The 24,645-nt window shown below is 72.9% G+C and carries 19 protein-coding genes and 1 pseudogene; 15 read left to right on the top strand and 5 right to left on the bottom strand.

Going from position 1 to position 24,645, the window contains the following annotated elements:
- The first annotated feature begins 61 nt into the window (after positions 1–61).
- Genes ABEA77_RS31220 through ABEA77_RS31200 form a run of 5 tightly spaced genes read left to right on the top strand, consistent with a single transcriptional unit; the run spans position 62 to position 5,217 of the window.
- Positions 62–1,426 carry an ABC transporter substrate-binding protein gene (locus tag ABEA77_RS31220; RefSeq protein ID WP_345655109.1) on the top strand — a complete coding sequence of 455 codons (1,365 nt, stop codon included), beginning with the start codon at positions 62–64 and terminating at the stop codon, positions 1,424–1,426.
- The gene (locus ABEA77_RS31215) at positions 1,423–2,397 is read left to right on the top strand and encodes a carbohydrate ABC transporter permease (protein WP_345655106.1); all 975 of its coding nucleotides are present in this window, start codon (positions 1,423–1,425) and stop codon (positions 2,395–2,397) included. The genes ABEA77_RS31220 and ABEA77_RS31215 overlap by 4 nt, the downstream gene beginning before the upstream one ends.
- On the top strand, positions 2,394–3,293 hold the full coding sequence (locus ABEA77_RS31210; RefSeq protein WP_345655104.1) for a carbohydrate ABC transporter permease: 900 nt from the start codon (positions 2,394–2,396) through the stop codon (positions 3,291–3,293). Before ABEA77_RS31215 ends, ABEA77_RS31210 begins: the two co-directional genes overlap by 4 nt.
- The gene (locus ABEA77_RS31205; protein WP_345655101.1) at positions 3,290–4,279 is read left to right on the top strand and encodes a zinc-dependent alcohol dehydrogenase family protein; all 990 of its coding nucleotides are present in this window, start codon (positions 3,290–3,292) and stop codon (positions 4,277–4,279) included. Before ABEA77_RS31210 ends, ABEA77_RS31205 begins: the two co-directional genes overlap by 4 nt.
- The gene (locus ABEA77_RS31200) at positions 4,276–5,217 is read left to right on the top strand and encodes a PfkB family carbohydrate kinase (protein WP_345655098.1); all 942 of its coding nucleotides are present in this window, start codon (positions 4,276–4,278) and stop codon (positions 5,215–5,217) included. Before ABEA77_RS31205 ends, ABEA77_RS31200 begins: the two co-directional genes overlap by 4 nt.
- A gap of 100 nt (positions 5,218–5,317) precedes the next feature.
- On the opposite strand, the gene ABEA77_RS31195 is transcribed toward ABEA77_RS31200, so the two are convergent.
- Genes ABEA77_RS31195 through ABEA77_RS31180 form a run of 4 tightly spaced genes read right to left on the bottom strand, consistent with a single transcriptional unit; the run spans position 5,318 to position 9,902 of the window.
- On the bottom strand, positions 5,318–6,679 hold the full coding sequence (locus ABEA77_RS31195; RefSeq protein WP_345655115.1) for a GH1 family beta-glucosidase: 1,362 nt from the start codon (positions 6,677–6,679) through the stop codon (positions 5,318–5,320).
- 20 nt (positions 6,680–6,699) lie between these two features.
- On the bottom strand, positions 6,700–7,539 hold the full coding sequence (locus ABEA77_RS31190) for a carbohydrate ABC transporter permease (RefSeq protein WP_345655112.1): 840 nt from the start codon (positions 7,537–7,539) through the stop codon (positions 6,700–6,702).
- Positions 7,540–7,555: 16 nt separating this feature from the next.
- Entirely contained in the window at positions 7,556–8,566 is a 1,011-nt protein-coding gene (locus ABEA77_RS31185; RefSeq protein ID WP_345655095.1) for a carbohydrate ABC transporter permease, read from the bottom strand.
- 10 nt (positions 8,567–8,576) lie between these two features.
- Positions 8,577–9,902, bottom strand: a complete 1,326-nt coding sequence (locus ABEA77_RS31180; RefSeq protein ID WP_345655092.1) for an ABC transporter substrate-binding protein — start codon at positions 9,900–9,902, stop codon at positions 8,577–8,579.
- 142 nt (positions 9,903–10,044) lie between these two features.
- On the opposite strand from ABEA77_RS31180, the gene ABEA77_RS31175 reads away from it, so the two are divergent.
- On the top strand, positions 10,045–11,403 hold the full coding sequence (locus ABEA77_RS31175; protein WP_345655089.1) for an ROK family transcriptional regulator: 1,359 nt from the start codon (positions 10,045–10,047) through the stop codon (positions 11,401–11,403).
- Positions 11,404–11,605: 202 nt separating this feature from the next.
- Complete coding sequence (locus tag ABEA77_RS31170) at positions 11,606–12,952, top strand: transglycosylase family protein (protein ID WP_345655086.1); 1,347 nt, start codon at positions 11,606–11,608, stop codon at positions 12,950–12,952.
- Here the strand turns inward: ABEA77_RS31170 and ABEA77_RS31165 are convergent.
- Positions 12,833–13,834 carry a DMT family transporter gene (locus ABEA77_RS31165; protein ID WP_345655085.1) on the bottom strand — a complete coding sequence of 334 codons (1,002 nt, stop codon included), beginning with the start codon at positions 13,832–13,834 and terminating at the stop codon, positions 12,833–12,835. The genes ABEA77_RS31170 and ABEA77_RS31165 overlap by 120 nt on opposite strands.
- Before the next feature lie 234 nt (positions 13,835–14,068).
- Here ABEA77_RS31165 and glgA point away from each other — a divergent pair, with 234 nt between their 5' ends.
- From glgA to ABEA77_RS31125, 8 genes and pseudogenes are all read left to right on the top strand, one after another.
- On the top strand, positions 14,069–15,247 hold the full coding sequence (gene glgA, locus ABEA77_RS31160; RefSeq protein WP_345655083.1) for a glycogen synthase: 1,179 nt from the start codon (positions 14,069–14,071) through the stop codon (positions 15,245–15,247).
- Between the two features lie 9 nt (positions 15,248–15,256).
- Positions 15,257–16,474, top strand: coding sequence for a glucose-1-phosphate adenylyltransferase (gene glgC / locus ABEA77_RS31155; RefSeq protein ID WP_345655081.1), 1,218 nt, complete (start codon positions 15,257–15,259; stop codon positions 16,472–16,474).
- Positions 16,475–16,873: 399 nt separating this feature from the next.
- Entirely contained in the window at positions 16,874–20,035 is a 3,162-nt protein-coding gene (locus tag ABEA77_RS31150) for a discoidin domain-containing protein (protein WP_345655080.1), read from the top strand.
- A gap of 127 nt (positions 20,036–20,162) precedes the next feature.
- Positions 20,163–20,855 carry a GNAT family N-acetyltransferase gene (locus tag ABEA77_RS31145; RefSeq protein ID WP_345655078.1) on the top strand — a complete coding sequence of 231 codons (693 nt, stop codon included), beginning with the start codon at positions 20,163–20,165 and terminating at the stop codon, positions 20,853–20,855.
- Between the two features lie 170 nt (positions 20,856–21,025).
- Entirely contained in the window at positions 21,026–22,585 is a 1,560-nt protein-coding gene (locus ABEA77_RS31140) for an SDR family NAD(P)-dependent oxidoreductase (protein WP_345655077.1), read from the top strand.
- A gap of 220 nt (positions 22,586–22,805) precedes the next feature.
- On the top strand, positions 22,806–22,979 hold the full coding sequence (locus tag ABEA77_RS31135; RefSeq protein ID WP_345655075.1) for a hypothetical protein: 174 nt from the start codon (positions 22,806–22,808) through the stop codon (positions 22,977–22,979).
- A gap of 134 nt (positions 22,980–23,113) precedes the next feature.
- Complete coding sequence (locus ABEA77_RS31130) at positions 23,114–24,397, top strand: EfeM/EfeO family lipoprotein (protein WP_345655073.1); 1,284 nt, start codon at positions 23,114–23,116, stop codon at positions 24,395–24,397.
- Positions 24,394–24,645, top strand: a pseudogene (locus tag ABEA77_RS31125) (hypothetical protein); the annotation flags it as partial. The gene ABEA77_RS31130 and the pseudogene ABEA77_RS31125, both read left to right, overlap by 4 nt.

Below are 24,645 nucleotides of genomic sequence, written 5' to 3'. Positions count from 1 at the left end.
CAGACACCCCATCAGCCACACCCGGCCCTCCCGGACCGCCTCACATTCTTAAGGAACCCCCATGGCACTCAAGCGACGAGGCCGTCGAAGGTACGTACGTCTTGGCGCGAGTACGACGGCTCTCGTGCTCCTCGCCGGGTGCGCGGGAGCGGGCGGCGGGGGACTCGGCTCCGGCGGCGGGCCCTCCCTCAACATCCTCATGGTGAACAACCCGCAGATGACGGACCTGCAGAAGCTCACGGCCAAGTACTTCACCAAGAAGACCGGCATCACGGTCCGCTTCACCGTGCTCCCCGAGAACGACGCCCGCGACAAGTTCACCCAGGACTTCTCCAACCAGGCGGGCCAGTACGACATCGCCACCATCAGCAACTACGAGGTGCCCTTCTACGCCAAGTACGGCTGGCTCGCCCCGCTCGACGGCTACGCCGCCAAGGACGCCGCCTTCGACCAGCAGGACATCCTCCCGCCCATGCGCGAGTCGCTGAGCGGCACCGACGGGCACCTGTACGCGGAGCCCTTCTACGGCGAGTCGTCGTTCCTCATGTACCGCAAGGACCTCTTCGCCAAGAAGCACCTGACGATGCCCGCCCACCCCACCTGGCAGCAGGTCGCCGACCTCGCCGCCAAGGCGGACGGCGCCTCGCCCGGAGTGAAGGGGATATGTCTGCGCGGCCTGCCCGGCTGGGGCGAGATGATCGCGCCCCTCACCACGGTCGTCAACACCATGGGCGGCACCTGGTTCGACAAGGACTGGAACGCCAGGCTGACCTCGCCCGCCTTCGAGAAGGCCGTCAAGTTCTACCACGACCTGGTGCGCAAGCACGGTGAGGCGGGCGCGGCCCAGTCCGGTTACGCCGAGTGCCTCAACAACATGACCCAGGGCAAGACCGCCATGTGGTACGACTCGACGGCAGGCGCCGGCTCCCTCGAAGGCTCCGGCTCCCCGGTCAAGGGCAAGATCGGCTACGTGCCCGCCCCCGTCGACAAGACCCAGCACTCCGGCTGGCTCTACACGTGGGCATGGGGCCTCCAGAAGGCGTCGCGCAACAAGGACGCCGCCTGGAAGTTCATCTCCTGGGCGTCGAGCAAGGACTACGAGCGGCTCGCGGGTCAGACCTTCGGCTGGTCCAACGTGCCCGCGGGCAAGCGGGCGTCCACCTACTCCGACCCCGACTACCTGAACAGCGCGAAGGCGTTCGCCGCCGTCACCAAGTCGTCCATCGCCGGCGTCGACCCGCGCAACCCCGGCGTGCAGAAGCGCCCCACGCCCGGCATCCAGTTCGTGGACATCCCCGACTTCACCGACCTGGGCACCAAGGTGTCCCAGGAGATCAGCTCGGCCATCGCGGGCAAGCAGTCCGTGGGCACCGCGCTGAAGCGCTCGCAGGATCTCGCCGACAAGGTCGCACAGGAGCAGCGATGACCACGACAACCGCCCCCACCGCGCCGGACGCCCCCGCGTCCGGGGGCCGCGCGGCCCGCCCAGGACGCACCCCCGGCAGGGCGCGCGCCTGGGCCACCAGGGCACCGCTGATGCCCGCCCTGATCTTCCTCATCGCGGTCACCCAGCTGCCCTTCGTGGCAACCCTGGTGATCTCCCTCTTCGACTGGAACCAGCTCTCCCCCCGGGGCCGCACCTTCCACGGCCTCGGCAACTACGCCACCGTCTTCACCGACCCCGACCTGCGCGACGCGGTCTTCACCACGATCCTGCTCACCGTCGCGGTCGTGGTCGCCAGCGTCGTCGTCGGGCTGCTGCTCGCGCTCCTGCTCGACCGCAAGTTCTTCGGCCGCGGCGTGGTGCGCACCTTGCTGATCACACCGTTCCTGCTGGTGCCCGTCTCCGCCGCACTGCTGTGGAAGCACGTCCTGTACAACCCCGAGTACGGCCTCCTCAACGGCGCCTGGAGCTGGATCGCCTCCCTCTTCGGCGACCACTCCGCCGCCCAGCCCGACTGGATCTCCGACATGCCGCTGACCGCGGTGGAGATCGCGCTGGTGTGGCAGTGGACCCCGTTCATGATGCTGATCCTGCTCGCCGGGCTCCAGAGCAGGCCGGCCGAGGCGATCGAGGCCGCCCGCCTCGACGGCGCGGGACCCTGGCAGATGTTCCGCTTCATCACCCTGCCGCACCTGCGCCGCTACCTCGAACTCGGCATCCTGCTCGGCTCGATCAACATCGTCCAGAACTTCGACGCCGTGTTCACCATCACCGCGGGCGGACTCGGCAGCGCCAACCTCCCCTACACCATCTACCAGACCTTCTACCAGGCCCACGAGTACGGACTCGCCTCCGCGGAAGGCGTCGTCGTGGTGATCGGCACGATCATCATCGCGACCTTCGCGCTGCGCGTCGTCTCGTCCCTGTTCACCGAGGAGGCGGGACGGGCATGACCACCACCATCACTCCGGCGACCGCGGCGGCGCCCGCGAGGCCCGCCTCCCCGCACACCGCGCGCTCCCGCAAGGAGCGGCGCAGGAACGCCTGGACCGGTCTCGTGGCCTGGATCGTCGGCATCCTCTTCTGCGCGCCCGCGCTGTGGATGCTGCTGACGTCCTTCCACTCCGAGTCGGACGCCGCGACCAACCCGCCGTCGCCCGGCGCGCCCCTGACGCTCTCCGCCTACCGCGTCTTCTTCGGCTCGGGCGGCGGCGCGAGCCCCTGGCCCCCACTGATCAACTCGGTGACCACGTCGGTGGTCTCCACGGCTTTGGTGCTGGTGCTCGCGCTGCCCGCCGCGTACGCGCTGTCCATCAGGCGCGTCGAGAAGTGGACGGACGTGATGTTCTTCTTCCTGTCCACGAAGATGCTGCCCATCGTGGCGGGCCTGCTGCCGGTGTACCTCTTCGCGCGCAACACCGGCTTCCTGGACAACGTCTGGCTGCTCGTCATTCTCTACACCTCGATGAACCTCCCCATCGCGGTGTGGATGATGCAGTCGTTCCTCGCCGATGTGCCGGTCTCCATCATCGAGGCCGCGCAGGTCGACGGCGCGAGGCTGCCCACGGTGCTGCTGCGGGTGGTGGCGCCCGTCGCCGCCCCCGGCATCGCCGCCACCTCGCTGATCTGCTTCATCTTCAGCTGGAACGAGCTGCTGTTCGCACGGGTGCTCACCGGTGTGCGCGCCGAGACCGCGCCCGTGTTCCTGACCGGATTCGTCACCAGCCAGGGCCTGTTCCTCGCCCAGCTGTGCGCCGCGTCCGTCGTCGTGTCCCTGCCGGTGCTCGCCGCCGGCTTCGCCGCCCAGGACAAACTCGTCCAGGGCCTGTCTCTTGGAGCAGTCAAATGAGGGCAGCGATCATCGCCTCTCCCGGCAAGGTGTCCGTCGAAACGGTCCCCGACCCGACACCCGGCCCCCGCGACGTACTCGTCAAGGTCGCGGCGTGCGGCCTGTGCGGCACCGATCTGCACATCCTCCAGGGCGAGTTCGCACCGACCCTGCCGATCGTGCCCGGCCACGAGTTCGCCGGCGAGATCGTCGCGCTCGGCACCGACGTCACCGAGCTCTCGGTGGGCGACCGGGTCGCCGTCGACCCCTCGCTGCACTGCCACGAGTGCCACTACTGCCGCATCGGCCGGGGCAACCTCTGCGAGCGGTGGAACGCCATCGGCGTCAGCAAGCCCGGCGGGGCCGCCGAGTTCGCCGTAGCGCCGGTCGCCAACTGCGTCAAGCTGCCCGACCACATCGACGTCCACGACGCCGCGCTGATCGAGCCGCTGTCCTGCGCCGTGCGCGGCTACGACGTGCTCAGCTCCACCCTCGGCGCCGAGGTCCTGATCTACGGCTCCGGCACCATGGGCCTGATGATGCTGGAGCTCGCCAAGCGGACCGGCGCGGCCTCGGTCGACATGCTCGACGTCAACCCGGACCGCCTCGCCACCGCGGTCAAGCTCGGCTGCTCGCGCTCCGCGGCGAGCGCCGACGAGCTGGAGACCCGGCGCGGCTGGGACGTCGTCGTGGACGCCACGGGCAACGCGCGCGCCATCCAGGACGGTCTCGGCCGGGTCGCCAAGGGCGGCACCTTCCTCCAGTTCGGGGTCGCCGACTACGCGACCACCGCCGTGATCGAGCCGTACAAGATCTACAACCAGGAGATCACCATCACCGGCTCGATGGCGGTGCTGCACAGCTACGAACGGGCTGCCGCCCTCTTCGCCACGGGGGTCCTCGACCCGTCCGTGTTCATCAGTGACCGGTTCTCCCTCGAGGACTACCCGCAGGCCCTCGACCGCTTCAAGGCGGGCCAGGGCCGCAAGATCGTGGTCGAGCCGTGAGCACACCGCCGCCCGGCGCCGTCCTCGTGATCGGCGAGGCGCTGATCGACCTCGTACCGCAGCGCCGGGAGCCGGACACGGCGCGGCGCTACGCGGCCGAACCGGGCGGCGCGCCCGTCAACGTCGCCGTGGGGCTGGCCAGGCTCGCCACCCCGAGCTGGTTCGCCGGCGCGCTCGGCGGCGACGCCTTCGCGGGCGACCTGGAGGCGGTCCTCGCGGGGGCGGGCGTGGACCTCACGCTCACCGCGCGCTCGCCGCTGCCGACCACGCTCGCTGTCACCGACCCGCGGCCCGACACCAACGGGTACCACTTCCACCTGGCGGACACCGCGACCTTCGAGATCGCGGACCTGTCCGGCCGGGTGGACGGCTTCGCCGCCGTCTACGCGGGCGGCCTGGCCGCGGTCGTCGAGCCCGCGGCGGCCGCGGTCGCCGCGGCCGCCCGCGCCGCGGCCCGGTCGTCCCTCCTGGTGGTCGACCCGAACGTGCGCAGCGACCGGACGATCGACCCGGAGAGCGCCGCGCGGCGGCTGCGCGACCTGTGCGCGGCGGCACAGGTCGTGAAGGTGAGCGACGAGGACCTCGCCGTCCTGTGGCCGGGCCGCGCGCCCGAGGACGCCTGCGCTGGCCTCGCCGCGCGGGACACGCTCGTGCTGCTCACCAGGGGAGCGCGGGGGAGTGTCGCCTTCACCCCGGACGGTGAGCGGGTCGAGGTGCCCGCCACGCCCGTGACCGTGGTCAACACCATCGGCGCGGGCGACGCGTTCGCCGCGGGGGCCCTGCACCGGCTCGTGGCCCTCGACCACGAGCCGGGGGCCCCGGTCCGGGTGAGCCGTGAACAGGCCGCGGACATCCTGGAGTTCGCCGGGCGGGCCGCCGCGTCCGTGGTGGCGAGCCCCGGCACGGCGCTGGCCGCGCCGGTGCCCGCACGGGCCTGAGCCCGGCCCACGGCGACGGGGCCGCCGCTCTCCCCCGCGGGGGAGAGCGGCGGCCCCGCGGCTTCCGGCCGTCCTGACACCGGCCGGCGGGGAGCACGGGTCAGGCGGCGCGTGCCGCCCGCTCCCGCGCGGCCCTGATGATCCCGGCGTAGCGGTGCCCGCTGGACTTGACCGTGCGGACCTGGGTGCCGTAGTCGACGTGCACCAGGCCGAACCGCTTGTCGTAGCCGTAGGCCCACTCGAAGTTGTCGAGCAGCGACCACGCGAAGTACCCCGCGACCGGCGCGCCCTTGGCGGCGGCGCGGGCCACGGCTGCGAGGTGGTCCTCCAGGTAGCGGGTGCGCTCCGGGTCGTCGACCGTGCCGTCGGCGCGTACGGTGTCCTGGTAGGCGGAGCCGTTCTCCGTGACGTACAGACGCCGGGCGCCGTACTCGTCGCTCAGCCGCAGCAGCAGCTCCTCAAGGCCGTCGGAGTACACCTCCCAGCCCATGTACGTGTGCGGGCGGTCCGCGACCGGCGCGTCCGCCATCTTCGCGAACGGCGCGGGCCCCTCGGGGTCGTCCTGCACGAACTGCCGGAAGTAGTAGTTCAGTCCGAGCCAGTCGAGCGGCGCCGCGATGGTCTCCAGGTCGCCCTCGTGCACCGGCAGGTCGACCCCGTACACCTCCACCATGTCCTGTGGGTAGCCGCGGCCGTGGATCGGGTCGAGCCACCAGCGGTTGGTGTGCCCGTCGGCCCGCACGGCGGCCGCGCGGTCCGCGTCGCTGTCCGAAGCGGGCAGGATCGGGCTCAGGTTGTTGACGATGCCGACCCGGGCGTCCGGGGACGCCGCGCGGATCGCCTGCACCGCGAGGCCGTGGCCCAGGTGCAGGTGGTACGAGGTGCGCACGGCGGCCGTCAGGTCGCGCACGCCGGGCGCCATGGTGCCCTCCAGGTGCCCGATCCACGACGAGCACAGCGGCTCGTTGAGGGTCGCCCAGTCCTTCACGCGGTCGCCGAGGCGCTCGACGACGATGCCCGCGTACCGCGCGAAGTGCTCGGCGGTGGTGCGCTCCGGCCAGCCGCCCCGGTCCTGGGACGCCTGGGGCAGGTCCCAGTGGTACAGCGTGGCGAAGGGGCGGATGCCCGCTTCCAGCAGCCCGTCGACCAGCCGGTCGTAGAAGTCGAGCCCGGCCTTGTTGACCTCGCCGCCGCCGTCCGGCACGATCCGCGGCCACGCGAGGGAGAAGCGGTACGCGTCGACACCGAGGCCCTTCATCAGGCCGATGTCCTCGGGCACCCGGTGGTAGTGGTCGCAGGCCACGTCGCCGGTGTCGCCGCCGGCGGTCTTCCCCGGGGTGTGCGAGAACGTGTCCCAGATCGAGGGGGCGCGGCCGTCCTCGGCCACCGCCCCCTCGATCTGGTACGACGCGGTGGCCACGCCCCAGGTGAAGTCCGCCGGAAGGGCGTCGAGCTCGTTCACGAACTGCCTGTCTGAAAGGGTCACTTGACGGCACCCGCGGTGAGGCCTGTGACCAGGTAGCGCTGCAGGAGGAGGAACCCGACGACGACGGGCACGCTGACCACCAGCGAGGCGGCCATGATCTGGTTCCAGTAGACGTTGTTCTCCGTCGAGTAGCTCTGGAGGCCGATCGCCAGGGTCTTGGTGTTGTCGTTGGTCATCACGGAGGCGAACAGCACTTCGCCCCACGCCGTCATGAAGGCGTACACGGCGACCGCGACGATGCCGGGCACGGCGGCCGGCACAACCACGCGGAACAGCGCGCCGAACGGGCCGCAGCCGTCCACCATGGCCGCCTCGTCCAGGTCGCGCGGGACCGAGTCGAAGTAACCGATGAGCATCCAGATGGCGAACGGCAGCGAGAACGTCAGATACGTGATGATCAGGCCGCCGCGCGAGCCGTACAGATCGATGCCCGTGCTCTTGCCGATGTTGACGAAGATCAGGTAGAGCGGCAGCAGGAACAGGATGCCGGGGAACATCTGCGTGGAGAGCACCGTCACGGTGAACAGCCGCTTGCCGCGGAAGCGGTAGCGGCTCACCGCGTACGCCGCGAACACCGCGATCACGACCGAGCACGCCGTCGCCGCGACGGAGACGATCGCCGAGTTCACGAAGAACTTGGCGAGCGGCACCGTCGACCAGATGTCGATGTACGGGCGGATCGTCAGGTGCGAGGGGATCCAGGTGAACTTGCCCTGCACGTCCTCCAGCGGCTTCAGCGAACTGGAGACCATCACGTACACGGGCAGCAGGGTGAACAGCACCAGGATCGTCAGCACGATCCGGCGGGTCCACAGGAAGGAGCGCGGCGGCGCCATGGCCGGCCTGGTGGTGTCAGACATCGGAGGCCTTCCTTCCGCGCGAGGTGACCGCCAGGTACACGCCCGTGACGACCAGCAGGAACAGCAGCAGCAGGACGGACATCGCCGAGCCGGAGCCGAAGTTCCAGGACGAGAACGACGACTGGTAGATGTGGAACGAGATCAGGTCGGCGCTGCCCGGCGCGTTGCCGTTCTTGCCGAACAGCACGAACGGCGTGTTGAAGTCGTTGAACGTCCACAGGAACAGCACCAGGACCAGCACCTGGTTGACCGAGCGCAGCGACGGCAGCGTGATCTTGCGGATCTGCTGCCAGATGCCCGCGCCGTCGATCGAGGCGGCCTCGTACAGCTCGGACGGGATGTTCTGCAGACCGGCCATCACGATCAGGAAGGCGAACGGCCAGCCCTTCCACAGCGACACCACGAGCAGTGTGTAGAAGCTGTTGTTGCCGATCAGCCAGAACGACGGCTGGTCGGTGAGGTGCAGCTGGTCATGGAGCAGGTGGTTCACCATGCCGTTGTCGTGCTGGAACATGAACGCCCAGGTGATGACGGCGGCGTAGACGGGCAGCGCGTACGGGACGAGGAAGATCGTCCGCAGCGTGCCGCGGCCCCGGAACGTGTCCTGGAGCATGACCGCGGCGGTGGTGCCGAACAGCCAGCACAGCCCCACCGACAGGACGGTGAACAGGACGGTGACGAAGAAGGAGTGCAGCAGCGCCTTGCCCACCGCACCGTCGAAGTCGACGGCGACCTTGTAGTTCGACAGACCCGACCAGGGCGCGGCGCCCCAGTTGTGGATGAAGAACAGGGTGAGCTGGCGGAAGCTGATGACGACCCCGACGACCATCGGGACCACGTGGACGAGCAGTTCGAAGAGGATCGCGGGCAGGAGCAGCAGGTACGGCAGTCCGATGCGGCGCAGCCGGCCGGGGATACGCGGCCTCTTGCGCGCACCCCCGGCACCCGGGGACTCCGTGCCGCCCGCGTCGCGCGCACTGGGGGATGTCACGGTGGCGGTCATGGAGCCGGCCTCACTGGGTCATCTGCTGCTGGGCCTTGGACAGTTCGCTCTTGACCGTGTCCTTGGTGACGGTCTTGCCCGCCGCCACATCGGCCCACAGGTTCTTGAGCGCGGTGCCGACCTGGGTCTCGTACTGCGACTCGGAGGGCACCTGGGGCAGCGGCGTCGCGCTGGTCTGGAGCGTCTTCGCCATCACCTGGATGTCGCTCTGCTGGAAGGCGGCGTCGCCGTCGGCGGCCTTCACCGGCGGGACGGAGCCGTACGCCTTGTTGAGGATGACCTGCTCGGCGTCGCTGGTCATGAACTTCACGAACTTCTTCGCGCCGTCGACGTTCTTCGTGTTGTTGAAGATCGCCATGTTGATGCCCGCGACCATCGAGTTGACCTGCGAGCCGGTGCCGGGGGTGCCGGACCGCACGGGCATCGGGACGGCGCCCCAGTCGTCGGCCGACAGGTGCTGGGAGGCGAAGTTGCTGGCCGCGGCCTGCCACATGACCATGGCCGTCTTGCCCTTGCCGAAGTCCTGGAGGGACTGGTTCTGGGCGTACTCCGCGTTGCCCGGGTTGATGATCTTGTCCTTCTGCATCATGTCGACGTACTGCATGACCGCGTCGACCGCGCCTGGGGACGTGAAGGTGGGCTTGCCCGACGTGTCGAAGAAGTCGGCGTTGTGCTGCTTGGCGAGGACGTAGGAGATGTGGATGTTCTCCTGGAGGTTGCTGCCTTCCAGGCCGAGGCCCCACTTGCCCGACGTGCCGTTCTTCGAGATCTTCTGGCCGTCCTTGACCACCTCGGCCCAGGTGGTGGGAGGGGTGGTGATCCCGGCGTCCTTGAACATCTTCTTGTTGTAGTAGAGCGCGTACGCAAGGGAGTACAGCGGAACCGCCGCCGGGTCCTTGTCGGGCGACCCCGCAGCGGCCACCGCCGAGGCGTTGAAGCGGTCGCGCCCGCCGATCGCGTCGAAGTTCGCCTTGTTCCAGGGCAGCAGCGCGCCGCTCGCCTGGAGCGAGGCGGACCAGGTGTTGCCTATGTTGAGGACGTCGGGGCCCTGGCCCGACGTGGTGGCCGCGAGGATCCGGTTGAGCAGGTCGGACCACGGGACGACTTCCAGCTTGACCTTGATGCCGGTCTGCTTCTGGAACTTGGCAAGCTCGGGACCGAGGGTCTTCTTGTCGTAGTCGACGTTGGGGCCCTGGTTCGACGCCCAGTAGGTGAGCGTCTTCGGCGACTCGTTGCTGCCGCCGCCGTCCGACGACGAGCCCCCGCCGCAGGCGGCGAGGAGCGATCCGATGACGGAGACGGCGGTGACGGCTGCTGCGGCTCTGGTCTTGCGCATGTGAGGTGGCCCCTTTCCGGGGGTGGCAGCGTTCGAGAGTCGAACGGCCTCCATGACTTAATTTATGCCGTGATTTAAGAGGTGAGAGAAGGTCGCGTCAAGGTTTGTGACAGGGGTATGTTGCGTCACGGGAAGGAGCCACATGGCTGAGCGCGGCAGACGAACGGTGCGTGACCTGCGGCGGGGCAACCGTGCCCGGGTAGTGCAACGGTTGTATTTCGACGGGCCCTTGAGCCGTCAGGAGCTCGGTGCGGGCACCGGACTGAGTTCAGGTTCCATCAGCAACGTCGTCGCCGAACTCGCCGCCGAAGGCGTGCTGGAGGAGGCCGGGGTCGTCGACTCCGACGGCGGGCGGCCCCGCACACTGCTGCGCGTCGCCCCGGCGGGCGGGCTGCTCATCGGCGTCGACATCGGCGAGACCCGGGTGCGCGTCGAGCTGTTCGACCTGTCCCTGATGGAACTCGCGCGCACCGAACGGCTGTTGGAGCAGTACGACTACGACGTGGAACTCATCGTCTCCCATGTCAGCGGCGGCGTCGCCGAGGTGCTGGCGGCCGCGGACGCCGACCCGGCGCGGCTGCTCGGCATCGGGATCGGCACCCCCGGCATCATCGAGTCGGGCGGCCAGGACGGCGCCGTGGTGCACGGCCCCACCATCGGCTGGAGCGGTGTGCCGTTCGAGCGGCTGCTGAGGTCGGCGCTTGGCGTGCCCGCCGAGGTGCCGCTGTTCATCGACAACGGCGCGAAGACGCTCGGCCAGGCCGAGATGTGGTTCGGCGGCGGCCGCGGCGCCGAGATTGCCGCGATCGCCCTCGTCGGCTCGGGTGTCGGCGCCAGTGTCATCAACGGCCACGCCCTGGTCGAGGAGAGCCGTCGCAGGACGGCCTTCGAGTGGGGGCACACCACCGTGCACATGGGCGGGCGGCGCTGCCGGTGCGGCTCCATCGGCTGCCTTGAGGCATACGCGGGCGCGGAGGCCATGCGCGAGCGGTGGGGCGAGGCGGGCGGCCCGCTGCCCGAGGGCGCCGACGACGAGAGCGCGCTCGCCGCGCTGCTCGCGGCGGCCTTCCCCGCCGACCCGGCGGCGGCGCCGGACCCGCTCGCCGTCTCCCTGCTCGACGAGACCGCCGAGTGCCTCGGCGCGGCCCTCGCCGACCTGATCAACGTGTTCCTTCCCGACCGGGTGCTCCTCGGCGGCTGGGCCGGCCTGCTGATCGGCCCCCACCTGCTGCCCGCCATCCGGCACCACGCACAGCGCTACTCGCTGGGCCACGCCGCCGCCCGCACCACCATCGAGATGGGCAGGCTCGGCCCTGACGCGGTGACGGTGGGGGCCGCCACCCTGCCGCTCGCCGCGTTCCTCGCGCGCGGCGGCAGCAGGCTGCCTGCGCCGCCCGGCGCCGCGGCCGAGACCTCGGGGGTGCGCTGGCGGCCCGCCCTGCCCGCCGGGCCGCCCGCGCCGCGCGCCCCCGCGCCCACCCCGGCCGAGTCGTCCGGCTGACCGCGGGGGTGGTGCGCCGGAGCGCCGCCCGCGACCGGTGGCACCCCGGCCGCATGTGCACGGACCGTCACCCCTACGGCCCCAACGGGCCCCGCACTGGCGGGAAATGGACAGCCCTGCCGCTGCCCCTTGTCACGGTGCGTACGGGGCCCGTAACTTGACGGATCGCGACACGTCCTGCGTCTCAACGGGGAGTTGACCCATGGCCGTAACCGGTCGCCACCGCCGCTACCAGCCGAGCCGCATCAACCGCGCCTCGCTCACCGTCACCGCGGGCGGCGCCGGGATGGCGCTCCCGCTCATCGGCGCGGGGGCCGCGCACGGCGCGTCGGTGGACGTGTGGAGCAAGGTCGCCGCCTGCGAGTCCTCGGGCAACTGGCAGATCAACACCGGCAACGGCTACTACGGCGGGCTCCAGTTCACCCAGTCCACCTGGGAGGCGTACGGCGGCACGCGCTACGCGGCGCGGGCCGACCTCGCCACCAGGGACCAGCAGATCGCGGTCGCGGAGAAGGTGCTCGGCAGCCAGGGGCCCGGAGCCTGGCCCGTCTGTTCCGGGCACGCCGGGCTCGCCCGGGGCGGCGGCACACCGCACCTGGCCACCGCGGCCGACACCGTGCGGCACACCGCACCGGCGAAGGTACGTACCACGCACACCGACACGGAGCGGGCGAGACCGGCGGCCGTGCCGAAGGAGCGCGCGGCGTCTCCCACCACCGTGCCGACGCAGCGCGAGGGCTACACCGTGGCCCGCGGCGACTCGCTCTCGCAGATCACCGTCGACCGGCACCTCGCGGGCACCTGGCAGCAGGTCTACGAGGACAACCGCAAGGTCGTCGGGGACGATCCCGACCTGATCTTCCCCGGCCAGCGGCTCGTGCTGCACGTGCCCGCACAGCGCGCGGAGCAGTCGGCGGGCACCGCGGCCCCGGCCAAGCCAGGCAAGGCGGAGCCCCCGCCCCGCAAGGCCGCCCCGAAGCCCGCCCGCACCACCGCCGCACCCGCCCACAAGCCCGCGCCGAAGCCCACGCACACCACGGCCAAGCCCGCGCCGAAGCCCACGCACACCACCGCCGAGCCCGCGCCGAGGCCCACGCACCCCGCGAAGAAGGCGGCGCCGCACCACACCGCCGCGAAGGCCGCGAGCGGCGTCGAGGCACCCGTGCACGCCGCGATCGGCACCCCCTACCACGCCACCGGGCCCTCCTGGTCGAGCGGTTACCACACCGGAGTCGACTTCCTCGTCCCCACCGGCACCTCCGTCAAGGCCGTCGAGGCGGGCACCGTCGTCACCGCGGGCTGGGGCGGTTCGTACGGCTACCAGGTCGTCCTGCGTCACCCGGACGGCAAGTACAGCCAGTACGGGCACCTCTCCGCGATCAGCGTCCGCGTCGGCCAGAAGGTCGCGGAGGGCCAGCGCATCGCCAGGTCAGGGGCGACCGGCAACGTGACGGGACCCCACCTCCACTTCGAGGTGCGCACGGGCCCCGCCTACGGCAGCGACATCGACCCGCTCGCCTACCTGCGGGCGCACGGCGTCAGGATCTGAAGGACCCGAGGCCCTCGCGGGGCCCGTGGCGGCCGGCCCGCCCGGCCCGGCGGCGGGCCGCGCGCGGGTCAGCACGACGAGGCCCCGGGCCGCCACCGCGCCGAGGGCGAGCGCGCCCGCCCCGCCCGCCGCGCCGAAGCGGAACCCCTCGCCGAACAGCGTCAGCCCCACGGCCGCCGCGACCACCGGATTGACCACCGTCACCACCGCGAGCGGCGCCGCGAGCCCCGCGCCCCGGTACGCCGCCTGCGACAGCAGCAGTCCCGCCACCGTCAGCACGGCCACCGCCCCGAGGCTCGGCCACTGCACCCAGGGCGGCACCGCCGACCAGCCCTGCGTCACGGTCTTCACGAACACCGACGACACCCCGAACGCCACCCCGCCTGCCGCCGCGAGCAGCACACTGCGCGCCGCCCTGCCCCGCACCAGCGCCGCCGCCACGCAGGCCGCCCCGACCAGCCCGAGCGCCACCAGGGCGAGCAGCAGCCGCACAGGTCCTTCGAGCACCCGCCCCCCGGAACCCCGGGTCAGCGCGAGCAGCCCGGCGAGCCCGGCTGTCGCCGTCACCGCACCGGCCCACGCCCGCTGGCCCGCCCCGGCCGCGCGCCCCCGCGCCCACAGCGCCGCCATCGGCAGCGCGAAGACGACGGTGAGCGCGCCGAGCGGCTGCACCAGGCTGAGCGGGCCGTACGCGAGCGCCCCCACGTGCAGCAGGCCGCCGGCCCCGTTCAGCGCCACGGAGCCCCACCAGGGGCCGCTGCGCAGCGGCCCGTACGGCATCGCGGGCGAGGCCGCGGCGACCCGCTCCTGGACGACCGCGCCGGCCGCGTAGGCGACGGCGGATACCGCGGAGAGTGCGACGGCGAGGGCGAGGCTGCTCATGGCCCCCACCCTGCCGCCCCCGGGGCCCCGCGGTCGTCCGCCTCAGGCCCCCCTTCCCGGGTACTGCCCCCGGAGTACACGGGCGCCGGGGCCGTCCACCCCGGGTGGGGCGCGGCGTCCCGCGCGCGGGTTCCACGGTGCGCCGGTTCGTAACTCTGCCCACCGCGGTCTTCCGCACCGGGCCGATCCGGGTGACCATGTCAGGGCTCGGTCCTGCGACGACGGGGGAATGGCGTGAAAGTGGGGCTGCTCACCCGGGAGTTCCCGCCCGACGTGTACGGCGGCGCGGGGGTCCACGTGGAGTTCCTCGCCCGTGAGCTGCGCGCCCTGACCGATCTGCGGGTGCACTGCTGGGGCTCCGGCCCCGCGGCGGGTCCCGCCGCGGCGGGCGTGGTGCGCCACCGCGCCGACCCGGGCCTCGACGGCGCCAACGACGCGCTGCGCACCTTCTCGGTCGACCTCGCGATGGCCGCGGGCCTCGCCGACCGGCAGCTGGTGCACTCCCACACCTGGTACGCCAACCTCGCAGGCCACCTCGCCAAGCTGCTGTACGGCGTCCCGCACGTGATGACCGCGCACTCGCTCGAACCCCTGCGCCCCTGGAAGGCCGAGCAACTCGGCGGCGGATACGCCCTGTCCGGCTGGGCGGAGCGCACCGCGGCCGAGGCGGCGGACGCCGTCGTGGCCGTCTCGCACGGCATGCGCGAGGACGTGCTCGCCTGTTATCCGGCGCTGGACCCCGGCCGCGTCCACGTCATCCACAACGGCATCGACACCGGCCTGTACCGCCCCGATCCGGACACCGCCGCGCTCGTCCGCGCGGGCGTCGACCCGGCCAGGCCCTACGTGCTGTTCGTCGGCCGCATCACCCGGCAGAAGGGCGTGCCGCACCTGCTGCGCGCGGCCCGCGCCCTCGACCGGTCCGTCCAGCTGGTGCTGTGCGCGGGCGCGCCCGACACCCCGGCCATCGACCGCGAGTTCAGGGACCTGGTGGCCGCACTCGGCGCGAGCCGCGACGGCGTCGTCTGGATCCCGGAGATGCTGCCGCGCCCCGACGTCATCCAACTGCTCACGCACGCGGCGGTGTTCGTCTGCCCCTCGGTGTACGAACCGCTGGGCATCGTGAATCTGGAGGCCATGGCGTGCGGCACCGCCGTGGTCGCCTCCGCGGTCGGCGGCATCCCCGAGGTCGTCGACGACGGCCGCACGGGCCTGCTCGTGCCGTACGCGGAACACGGCCAGGAAGCCTTCGAGTCGGCGCTCGCCGAAGCGCTCAACCGGGTCGTCGGCGACCCCGGTGCGGCGGCGCGGATGGGCGCCGCCGGCCGGGAGCGCGCGGTGTCCGAGTTCGGCTGGGACCGGGTGGCGCGCCGCACGGTCGACGTGTACGAGAAGCTGCTGGGCGAGGGGTAGGGGGCCGGGATGCGCGGTGGACCTTCGGTGCTGGGGATCGTCCTCGCGGGCGGGGAGGGCAAACGCCTGATGCCGCTCACCACGGACCGGGCGAAACCCGCCGTGACCTTCGGCGGGACCTACCGCCTCGTGGACTTCGTGCTCTCCAGCCTCGTCAACGCGGACATCCTGCGCATCTGCGTGCTCACGCAGTACAAGTCGCACTCGCTCGACCGGCACGTCTCCACGACCTGGCGGATGTCGAGCCTGCTCGGCAACTACGTCACACCCGTGCCGGCGCAGCAGCGGCTCGGCCCGCGCTGGTACCTCGGCAGCGCGGACGCGATCCTCCAGTCCCTCAACCTCGTCCACGACGAACGGCCGGACTACATCGCGGTGTTCGGTGCCGACCACGTCTACCGGATGGACCCGCGCCAGATGCTCGCCCAGCACGTCGAGAACGGCGCGGGCGTCACGGTCGCGGGCATCAGGGTGCCGCGCGCCGAGGCGTCGGCGTTCGGTGTGATCACCCCGGGCGCCGACGGCGTCCAGGTGGAGGGCTTCCTGGAGAAGCCCGCGGACCCGCCGGGGTTGCCCGACGACCCGTCGAAGGTCTTCGCGTCCATGGGCAACTACCTCTTCACCACCAAGGTCCTGGTGGACGCGCTGCACCGGGACGCCGAGGACCCCGGCTCCGTCCACGACATGGGCGGATCGATCCTGCCGATGCTGACCGAGCGCGGCATGGCGCAGGTCTACGACTTCCACGACAACCACGTCCCAGGGGAGTCGGCGCGCGAGCACGGCTACTGGCGCGACGTGGGCACCCTCGACTCGTACTACGACGCGCACATGGACCTGGTCTCGTCGCAGCCCGCCTTCAACCTCGACAACCGCCGCTGGCCGCTCTACACCGACGCACACCAGTTGCCGCCCGCGCGGTTCGTCGCGGGCGGCATCGCGAGCGAGTCCGTGGTCGGCCCCGGCTGCGTGATCCGCGGCCAGGTCACCCGCTCCGTCCTCTCGCCCGGCGTGGTGGTGGCGGAGGGTGCGGTCGTCCAGGGCTCGGTCCTGCACGACAACGTGACGGTCGGCAGGGGCGCCGTCGTACGCGGCGCCATCCTCGACAAGAACATCGACGTGCCGCCCGGCGCCACCATCGGCGTCAACGCCCAGCGCGACGCCGAGCTCTACACCGTCTCGCCGAACGGCGTCATCGCCCTCGGCAAGGCCCAGCGCGTCGGCTGAACCCGCGCCCCGGCGCGTCACCGCCGACAAGGGCCCCCTCGCCGGTGAGTCGCCCGCACCTGCGGGGCCCTGGCCCTCGTGGAGCCGAGGCGTGGGCCGGGCCCGGCCTCTGTGCGAGGGCGGGGCGGCAAGGGCGCGCGGCACCCGGGACCGTCACGTGCGCCACGGGCGGGGGTGCTCCTGGCCCCCGCCGGGCCGATGCGGTCGCGCCCGGCGGGGGAGCCGCGCCCCCGCGCCCCCCGGGGCGCTCCCCACCGCCGTACGGTTGGCGGGCCGTACCTGGCGGAGGGGGCGCGGGAGCGCCCGGTCCCGTCCCGGGCCTTGACGCGCGGCGAGCGCCCCGCCAAGAATGAGCGCGCTTTGACAACGTTGTCCAACACCGTTTGGAGGCGCGTCCGCGTGCACCGCCCACCGCAGGCCCTGAGCCGTCGCCGCTTCGCCCAACTGGCAGGACTCGCCGCCGCGGTGGTCGCCGCGCCGGGCGGCCTGGCCGCCGCGCACCCCGCCGCAGCCGCGGCCCGGGCCCCCGCCCGTACCGGCGGCGCAGCGCCCGACGACATCGCCGCGACCTACCACAAGGTCCTGCTCACCCACACCCGGTGGACCGAGACCCAGTGGGACGCGTCCGCCGGGCACTACACCGCCACCGACTTCGGCTTCGCCGTCGTCCTCGGCCACGCCCTGCTGCTCACCCGCCCCGGCTACGACGCGGGCCTCGCGGGCATCGACGAGGACACGCTGCGCGCGCGGACGCTCGCCACGCTCAAGCACTTCGCCGCCTCCAACCGTCTCACCGGCGGCACCGAGTGGGGCAAGACGCTGTTCTTCGACACCACCTTCCAGCTGTACTTCGTGCTCGCCGCCCGGCTGCTGTGGGACCAGCTGGACGACGCGACGCGGAAGAACGTCGACACCCTCGTACGCGAACAGGCCGCGTACACCACGGCACTCGGCACCGGCGACGACCCGCTCTCGGGGGACTGGACCCCGCACGGCCTCACCGGCGGCTTCGTCGGTGACACCAAGCTGGAGGAGATGGGCGTCTACGCCCAGTCCCTCGCCCCCGGCCTCGCGTGGGCCGCCGACGACCCGCGGCACGCCGCGTGGAGCACCGCGTACGGCCGCTGGAGCCGCAACGAGACCGGCCTGCCCGCCGCCGACCTGGCCAACCCCGCCGTGGTCGACGGCGTCCCGGTCAGCGAGAACACCGCGAAGAACCTGTACGACACGTTCATCGTGGAGAACCACGGCTCCTTCGGCCCGCACTACCAGTGCGAGCTGTGGCGCACGTCGGGCCGCAACACCGTCCACTTCCTGACGGCGGGCCGCCCGCTGCCCGAGGTGCTCACCGCCCAGCCCAACGGCGACCAGCTCTGGGAGAGCCTGCTCCTGGTGATGAGCGACGCGGGTGAGCCCCTGATGCCGATGGTCAACGACCGCGAGCACCTCTACGGCCGCGACGTCATCCCCGTCGCGTTCCTCGCGCAGGTGCTCGGCGACCGCGCCGCCGCCCGCGCGGAGGCCGCGCTCGCCGAGCGCCTGACGGCCTACCAGGCCTATCCGCCGGCCAACCGGATCACCAAGTTCTCCGGCGAGCCGAAGTACGAGCCCGAGGCGCGCGCCGAGGTCGCGATCGGCTACCTGCTGCACGAGTGGCGGGCCCGCAAGGGAGGCGCCGTCCGCGCCCTGACCGACCGCGAGCTGTTCGCCAGGGCCTCGGGCGTGCGGGACTTCGGGGCCGGCCCCGGGCTCGTCGCCCACCAGTCGCCCGCCGCCTGGGCCGCGGCCGTCAGCAAGCCGGGGTTCACCAAGTTCGCCTGGCAGCCCGCGCACGACGACTGGCTGTTCACCCTCAGCGGCGGCACACCGATGTTCCTGCCCGCGACCTCCGCGGCCGTCACGGAACGCAGCGTCGCCACGTACACCGCCCTGCGGGACGGCCTCGACGCGACCGCCACCGTCCTCACCCTGGACTCGGGCCGCGCCGGGTTCACCACCCTGCCGGGCGGCGAAGTCGTCTACGCCACCAGCGGCACGGCGGCCGGCGAGGGCCACCTTGAGGTCTTCAACCTGACCATGCCTGGGGTCGCCGGCCTCGACGGCAGGCGGACCCACACCACGGCCGAGGGCAGCGTCACCGTCAGGGCCGCCGACGCGGGCGGCGCGGGGCCCGGCGCGGGACCGCGCACGGACACGCTCACCTTCCCCCGCGCCGCCTGGCGCCACCTGCGCATGCAGGGCATCACGGGCGATCCCGCGTACGGCTACTCGCTGTACTCCTTCGAGGTGCACGACGGCGCCTCGGGACCCGACCTCGCCGCGGGCGCCGCCGCCACCGCGTCCTCCGCCGACACCGGCAGGGGCGCGGCCCTCGCGGTCGACGGCGACCCGGCGACCCGCTGGGCGGTCGCCGTCGCCGACCGCGCCAAGGGCGACAGCAGCCTCACCGTCGACCTGGGCGCCGCGCGCCAGACCGACCGGGTGACGCTCAGCTGGGAGGCCGCGGCGGGCCGCGCCTACCTGATCCAGGGCTCCGAGGACGGCACCGCCTGGACCGACCTGGCCCGCTATCCGCGCGCCGACGCGACCAGCACCGGCGGCTGGATCTCGGTGGACGGCAGGGCCGGGCTCGTCGTGCGCGGCGGGCGCAACCCGCTCGCCGTGTACGGGGACACGCTGGTCCTCTCCGACGGCCCCGCCGAGCCCTTCCTCGCGGAGGGCCTGCCGGACGGGCGGCCCGCCGCCGTCCGCGCGGCCGCCGCACGGCCGGCGCCGCACGCGGCCGACCGCGCCGTCCTCGCCTCCACCGCGGGCGGCCACCTCAGCGTCTTCAACCTCTCGGGCGCGCCGGTGCGCACGACGGTCTCGGTCCCGCAGGACACCCGGTCGCTCACCCTGTTCGCGGGGGCGTCGACCGTCACCGGCCAGGGCGTCGACCACGAGGTACGGCTCGGCGCGGCGAGCGCCGCCGTCCTGCCCGCGCGCCTCGCCGTGCGCGCGGAGGGCGGCGGCCGGGTCCCGCGGGGGCTGCGCGCCGAGATCGTCGATGCGTCCACCGTCGTCCTGTCCGGCCCCGCCTGCCGCCTGGTCGTCTCGGCGCCCGGCGCCCGCCCGGTCCGGGTCACCGTGGCACGCGGGCGCGCCCGGCGGGTCGTGCTGCGCGGCGTCACGCCGTACCCTCTCGCCGACGCGGCGCTCGGCCGCCCCACCTTCCCCACCTCGCCGCTGCCGCACGGCATGACCGATCCGGCCGCCGCCGTCGACGGCGACGCGGGCACCGCGTGGGACCCGGGCAGCGACGGCCGCATGGTGGTCGACCTGGGTGCCGCGCTGCCCGTCGAGACCGCCGCCGTCGTGTGGACCGGCGGCCGGGTCCCCGAGGCGACCGTCGCGTACAGCGCCGACGGCGTGACGTACACCACGGCGGGGCGCCTGCGGGCCAGGGGCCGCAACGCGACGCTCCGCGCCACCGGCACCGCCCGCTATGTGGCGCTGTCCGTCACGGGCCGCCGCCCGCACGACGCCCGTCTCGTCTCCCTCTCGGTCCGCACCTCCTCCTGACGCACGGGCCCGGCCCCCCAGCGCGGGGGGGCGGGGCCCTGCAGCCGGGAACAGGGCTGAGACCATCGGCCTTGACCAGGGGGGAGGCGGCGCGACGGGCACCGCCCGGAGCGGTCGAGGAGACACAGTGAGCACGGCAGCGGGCCATCCGCTCGACAACCCGGCGCACGCCGCCCTGACGGGCCCGCACGCGCACCTCGCCGAGCGCCACGGGGCGCTGCTGCGGTACCCGACCGACGTGGCGCCCTGGCTCGCGCTGCCCTCCGCGCGGGAGAGCTGGAGCTGGGCTCAGGTCGCGGAGCTGGTCGGTGCGGGCAACACCTTCTCCGTCGCGGGCCTCGGCGAGGTGCCGCCCGCGGGCTGGGAGATCTTCTTCCAGGGCGACGGTGTCCAGCTGGACGGCTCCGGCGTGCGCGGTGCGGCCGACCCGGAGGCGGTGCGCCTCGGCGCGGCCGACGTGCCGGAGATGCTCGACCTGGTGGAGCGCACCCAGCCGGGCCCCTTCCTGCCGCGCACCGTGGAGCTGGGGACGTACCTCGGCATCCGCCGCGGCGGACGGCTCGTCGGCATGGCGGGCGAGCGGATGCACCCGCAGGGCTGGACCGAGATCAGCGCCGTCTGCACCGACCCCGAGCACCGGGGCCAGGGCATCGCGAGCCGGCTGACCAGGGCCGTGGCCGCGGTCGTCCAGGAGCGAGGGGAGCGGCCCTTCCTGCACGCGGCGGCGGCCAACACCGGCGCCGTACGGCTCTACGAGTCCCTGGGCTTCACCGTGCGCCGCAAGATCACCTTCGCCGGGGTGCGGGTCCCGGCGGCCTGACCCGCCGCCACCTGCCGCGCGGACGCGGCCCTCGGCCCGGCCCGGATTCCGGATTTTGCCGGGGTAAGGACCGTCGGTATGCTCCTGACCTGCGGCGATAGTCGCAATACCGAATAAATGCCCACAATGCTGGCAGCTGTGGGTCCGATCAGCGAGGAACGGCAGCGACGATGACGGTGACCCAGGACACCTCCGTGGAGGACGGGAGCGCCGGGCCCGAGGCGGAGGCGGCGCCGTCCGCCGCGCTCCCGCACCAGTCCGGCGGCGCGCCCTCCACGGACGGCCCGTCCGCGGGGGACGCCCGGGAGTTCGGCCCCGGCATCGACCCCGAACGGCTCGCCGTCTGCCTCGCCGTCCTCGCCGAGCTCGACTCGCTGGAGATCGACCACCCCGACGCCGTGGCGGTGCGCCGCGCGACCGCCGGTGTCTACCGCACGGTCAAGCACCGCAGGCGACAGGAGCGCAGGGCCGCCAAGACCGCCCACGACAAGGCCGTCACCGAGGCCACCGCGACCGGCTCGGCCGAGCGCATCGACGACGAGACGCAGGGCCTGCTGCCTTCGTCCTCCGCCGCGGGCGCCGTCGCGGGTGTCCTCAAGCGACCGCGCTCGTGCTACATCTGCAAGACCCGCTATGTCGAGGTCGACGCCTTCTACCACCAGCTCTGCCAGACCTGCGCGGCGGAGAACCGGGCGCGGCGCGGCGCCAGGACCGACCTGACGGGCAAGCGCGCGCTGCTCACCGGCGGCCGGGCCAAGATCGGCATGTACATCGCACTGCGGCTGCTGCGCGACGGCGCCCACACCACCATCACCACCCGCTTCCCCAACGACGCCGTCCGCCGCTTCAAGGCGATGGAGGACAGCGCCGACTGGATCCACCGGCTCAAGATCGTCGGCATCGACCTGCGCGACCCCGCGCAGGTGGTGGCCCTCGCCGACTCCGTCGCCGCCGAGGGCCCCCTCGACATCCTCATCAACAACGCCGCGCAGACCGTGCGCCGCTCGCCCGGCGCGTACCGCGAGCTGGTCGCGGCCGAGTCCGCGCCGCTGCCCGCGGGCGAACTGCCGGCCGCCGAGGTCATCGGTGCCTTCGGCAGCGGCGCCCAGGCCGCGCTGCCGTCAGGACGCGAGTCGCTGACCGCGTCCGACGTGACCGGCCTCGCGCTCGTCGGCGGCTCCGCCACCCTCGCCAGGATCGAGGCGGGCACCGCCATCGACGCGGGCGGCCTCGTACCCGACCTGCACGACTCCAACAGCTGGGTGCAGACCGTCTCCGACGTCGACCCGGTCGAACTGCTCGAAGTGCAGCTGTGCAACTCGACGGCGCCGTTCATCCTGATCAGCCGGCTCCGCGCGGCCATGGCCGCGACCGCGGGCCGCGCCTACGTCGTCAACGTGTCCGCGATGGAGGGCGTCTTCAGCCGCGGCTACAAGGGCGCGGGCCACCCGCACACCAACATGGCCAAGGCCGCACTCAACATGCTCACCCGCACCAGCGCGCAGGAGATGTTCGAGTCCGACCGGATCCTGATGACCGCGGTCGACACCGGCTGGATCACCGACGAGCGGCCCCATCCGGACAAGGTGCGCCTCGCTGGGGAGGGCTTCCACGCCCCGCTCGACCTGGTCGACGGCGCCGCCCGGGTCTACGACCCGATCGTCCGCGGCGAGCGGGGCGAGGACCTGTACGGCTGCTTCCTCAAGGACTACGCCCGCGCCAACTGGTGAAGCCCGTACGGCCGAAAACCTCACCCGAAAGTGATCTGCGGAGCGAGAACGCGCTCATCTGGTTAATCTGGTGTGTACGGACGGCCACCAGGGATCAACCATCCCCCGGCCGCCCACGGGGACAGGCCATGCACACGGCCGCGATCCCGTTCCGAGTAACGGCGCCACCGCGACGGAACTGCCCCTGCCCCAGAGGTACGCGACACGGAGGAGTCTCGCGGTGACACCAGAAACGACGCAACAGGAAGACCGGGCACGGGACGTGCGCGACCGGCGCGGCCACGCTCCCGAGGCCCTCGGCAGCCTCGACGTGTGGGCGCGGTCCGCCCCGATCCGGCTCGCCGGCTACGAGGACGACCTCGCGGAGCCCCACATCCTCCAGGGGATCGACTGACGCACCGGCCCGGCCCCCCGGCGCGATCCAGCCGCCGGGGGCCGGGCCGCGGCGCGTCAGGACACCTGAACTTCGGTGGAACTTCACCGAATGCTCCCCGGTCCACGGGGTTGGCGGAACTACCATCCGGTTCCGTGCCGATACGCGACGACTTCCAGGACGCTCCACCACCGTCCCGGCCGGACGCCCCGGCCCCCGACGGCAGACCCGTGCGCCGGGTGCGCCGCGGCTGGGTGCTGTTCGCCGCCTGCGCGGTGGTGGCCGCGGCGGGCGGCGGGCTCGCCGTGGCCCTGGCCTCGGGCGGCGACGAGCCCGCCGCGGCCTTTGTCGGTGTCGCCGACGGCCTGCGCCACACCGCGGTGGAGGCGTCCTCCTCCGCCGACCAGTGCGGCAAGGGCTGGACCGACCCCCGGCCCGGACTCCAGGTCTTCGACGTGCACAACGTCGCCACCGACGCCGCCGAGGTCTACCTGACGGACTCCTCCGGCGCCCTGCTCGGCGAGATCGACGGCCTCGGGCCCGGCACGACCCGGCCCATCCAGGTCCAACTGGGCCGCGGCAGCTACACGTTCCGCTGCCTCGTCGAGGACACCGACGCGGTCGACGGGCCCGTCGTCAAGGTCGCCAAGGGCCCAGCTGCCGGCGGCCCCGCGGTCAGCCCCGTCAACCAGCACGACGTGATCCCGCCGACCCTCACGTACCAGAAGTGGGTCGCGGACGGCTTCAAGGGCGTGCTCGGCAGGGTCGGCACCCTGCGCGCCGCCGTGGACGGCGGGGATCTCGCCGCCGCCAGGAAGGCGTGGCTGCCCGCGCACCTCGCGTACACCCGGCTCGGCGGCGCCTACGGCGCGTTCGGCGACCTCGGCGGGGCGATCGACGGCACGGACGCCGGGCTGCCTGACGGCGTGCACGACAAGGCCTTCAGCGGTTTCCACCGGGTCGAATACGGCCTGTGGCACGGCGAGTCGGCCGCGCGGCTCAAGGCGCCGACCGACCAGCTGGCCAAGGACCTCAAGGACCTCAGCGACGAGTGGTCCACGACCCGCATGGATCCGCTCGACACCGGGCTGCGGGCGCACGAGATCACCGAGGACAGCATCCAGCTCGACCTGACGGGCCGCTCCGACTTCGGCAGTGGCACCTCGCTCGCCACCGCGCGCGCCGGGCTCGACGGCACCGCGGAGCTGCTCGACGTCCTGCACCCGCTGCTCGCCCCCCGCGACCCCGGCCTGCCGGGGCTCGACGCGGCCCTGACGACTGCGGAGAAGGACCTCGACGCGAGCCGCGAGGACGGCACGTGGCGCGCCCCCGACTCCCTGTCGCGGCCCGAGAGGGAGCGCCTGAACGCGGACTTCGGGGACCTCGCCGAGCGACTCGCCCCGGTCGCGGTCATCTTCGACATCCGGAGGACCTCATGACGGCGCGCCGCACCACCGGCGACGGCACCCACGGCACGGCCCCGGAAGGCGGAGCGATGACCAGCGGCGACCCCACCACCGACCCCGGCGGGCCGGAAGAGGGCACCTGCCCGATGGGGCACGGCGTCGGCAGACGCTCCTTCCTCGGCCGCGCCCTCGCGGCCGTCGCCGCGGGCGCCGCGCTCGCCGCGGGCGGCGCCGGCACCGCCGCCCGCGCGGTGGAGGGCTCCGCGAGCGCGAGGCCCCGC

It is taken from the genome of Streptomyces tremellae, from assembly GCF_039540215.1.
Lineage (GTDB): Bacteria > Actinomycetota > Actinomycetes > Streptomycetales > Streptomycetaceae > Streptomyces > Streptomyces tremellae.
Note: the sequence above shows the minus strand (reverse complement) of the source record. Positions and strands in the feature narration are given on the sequence as shown.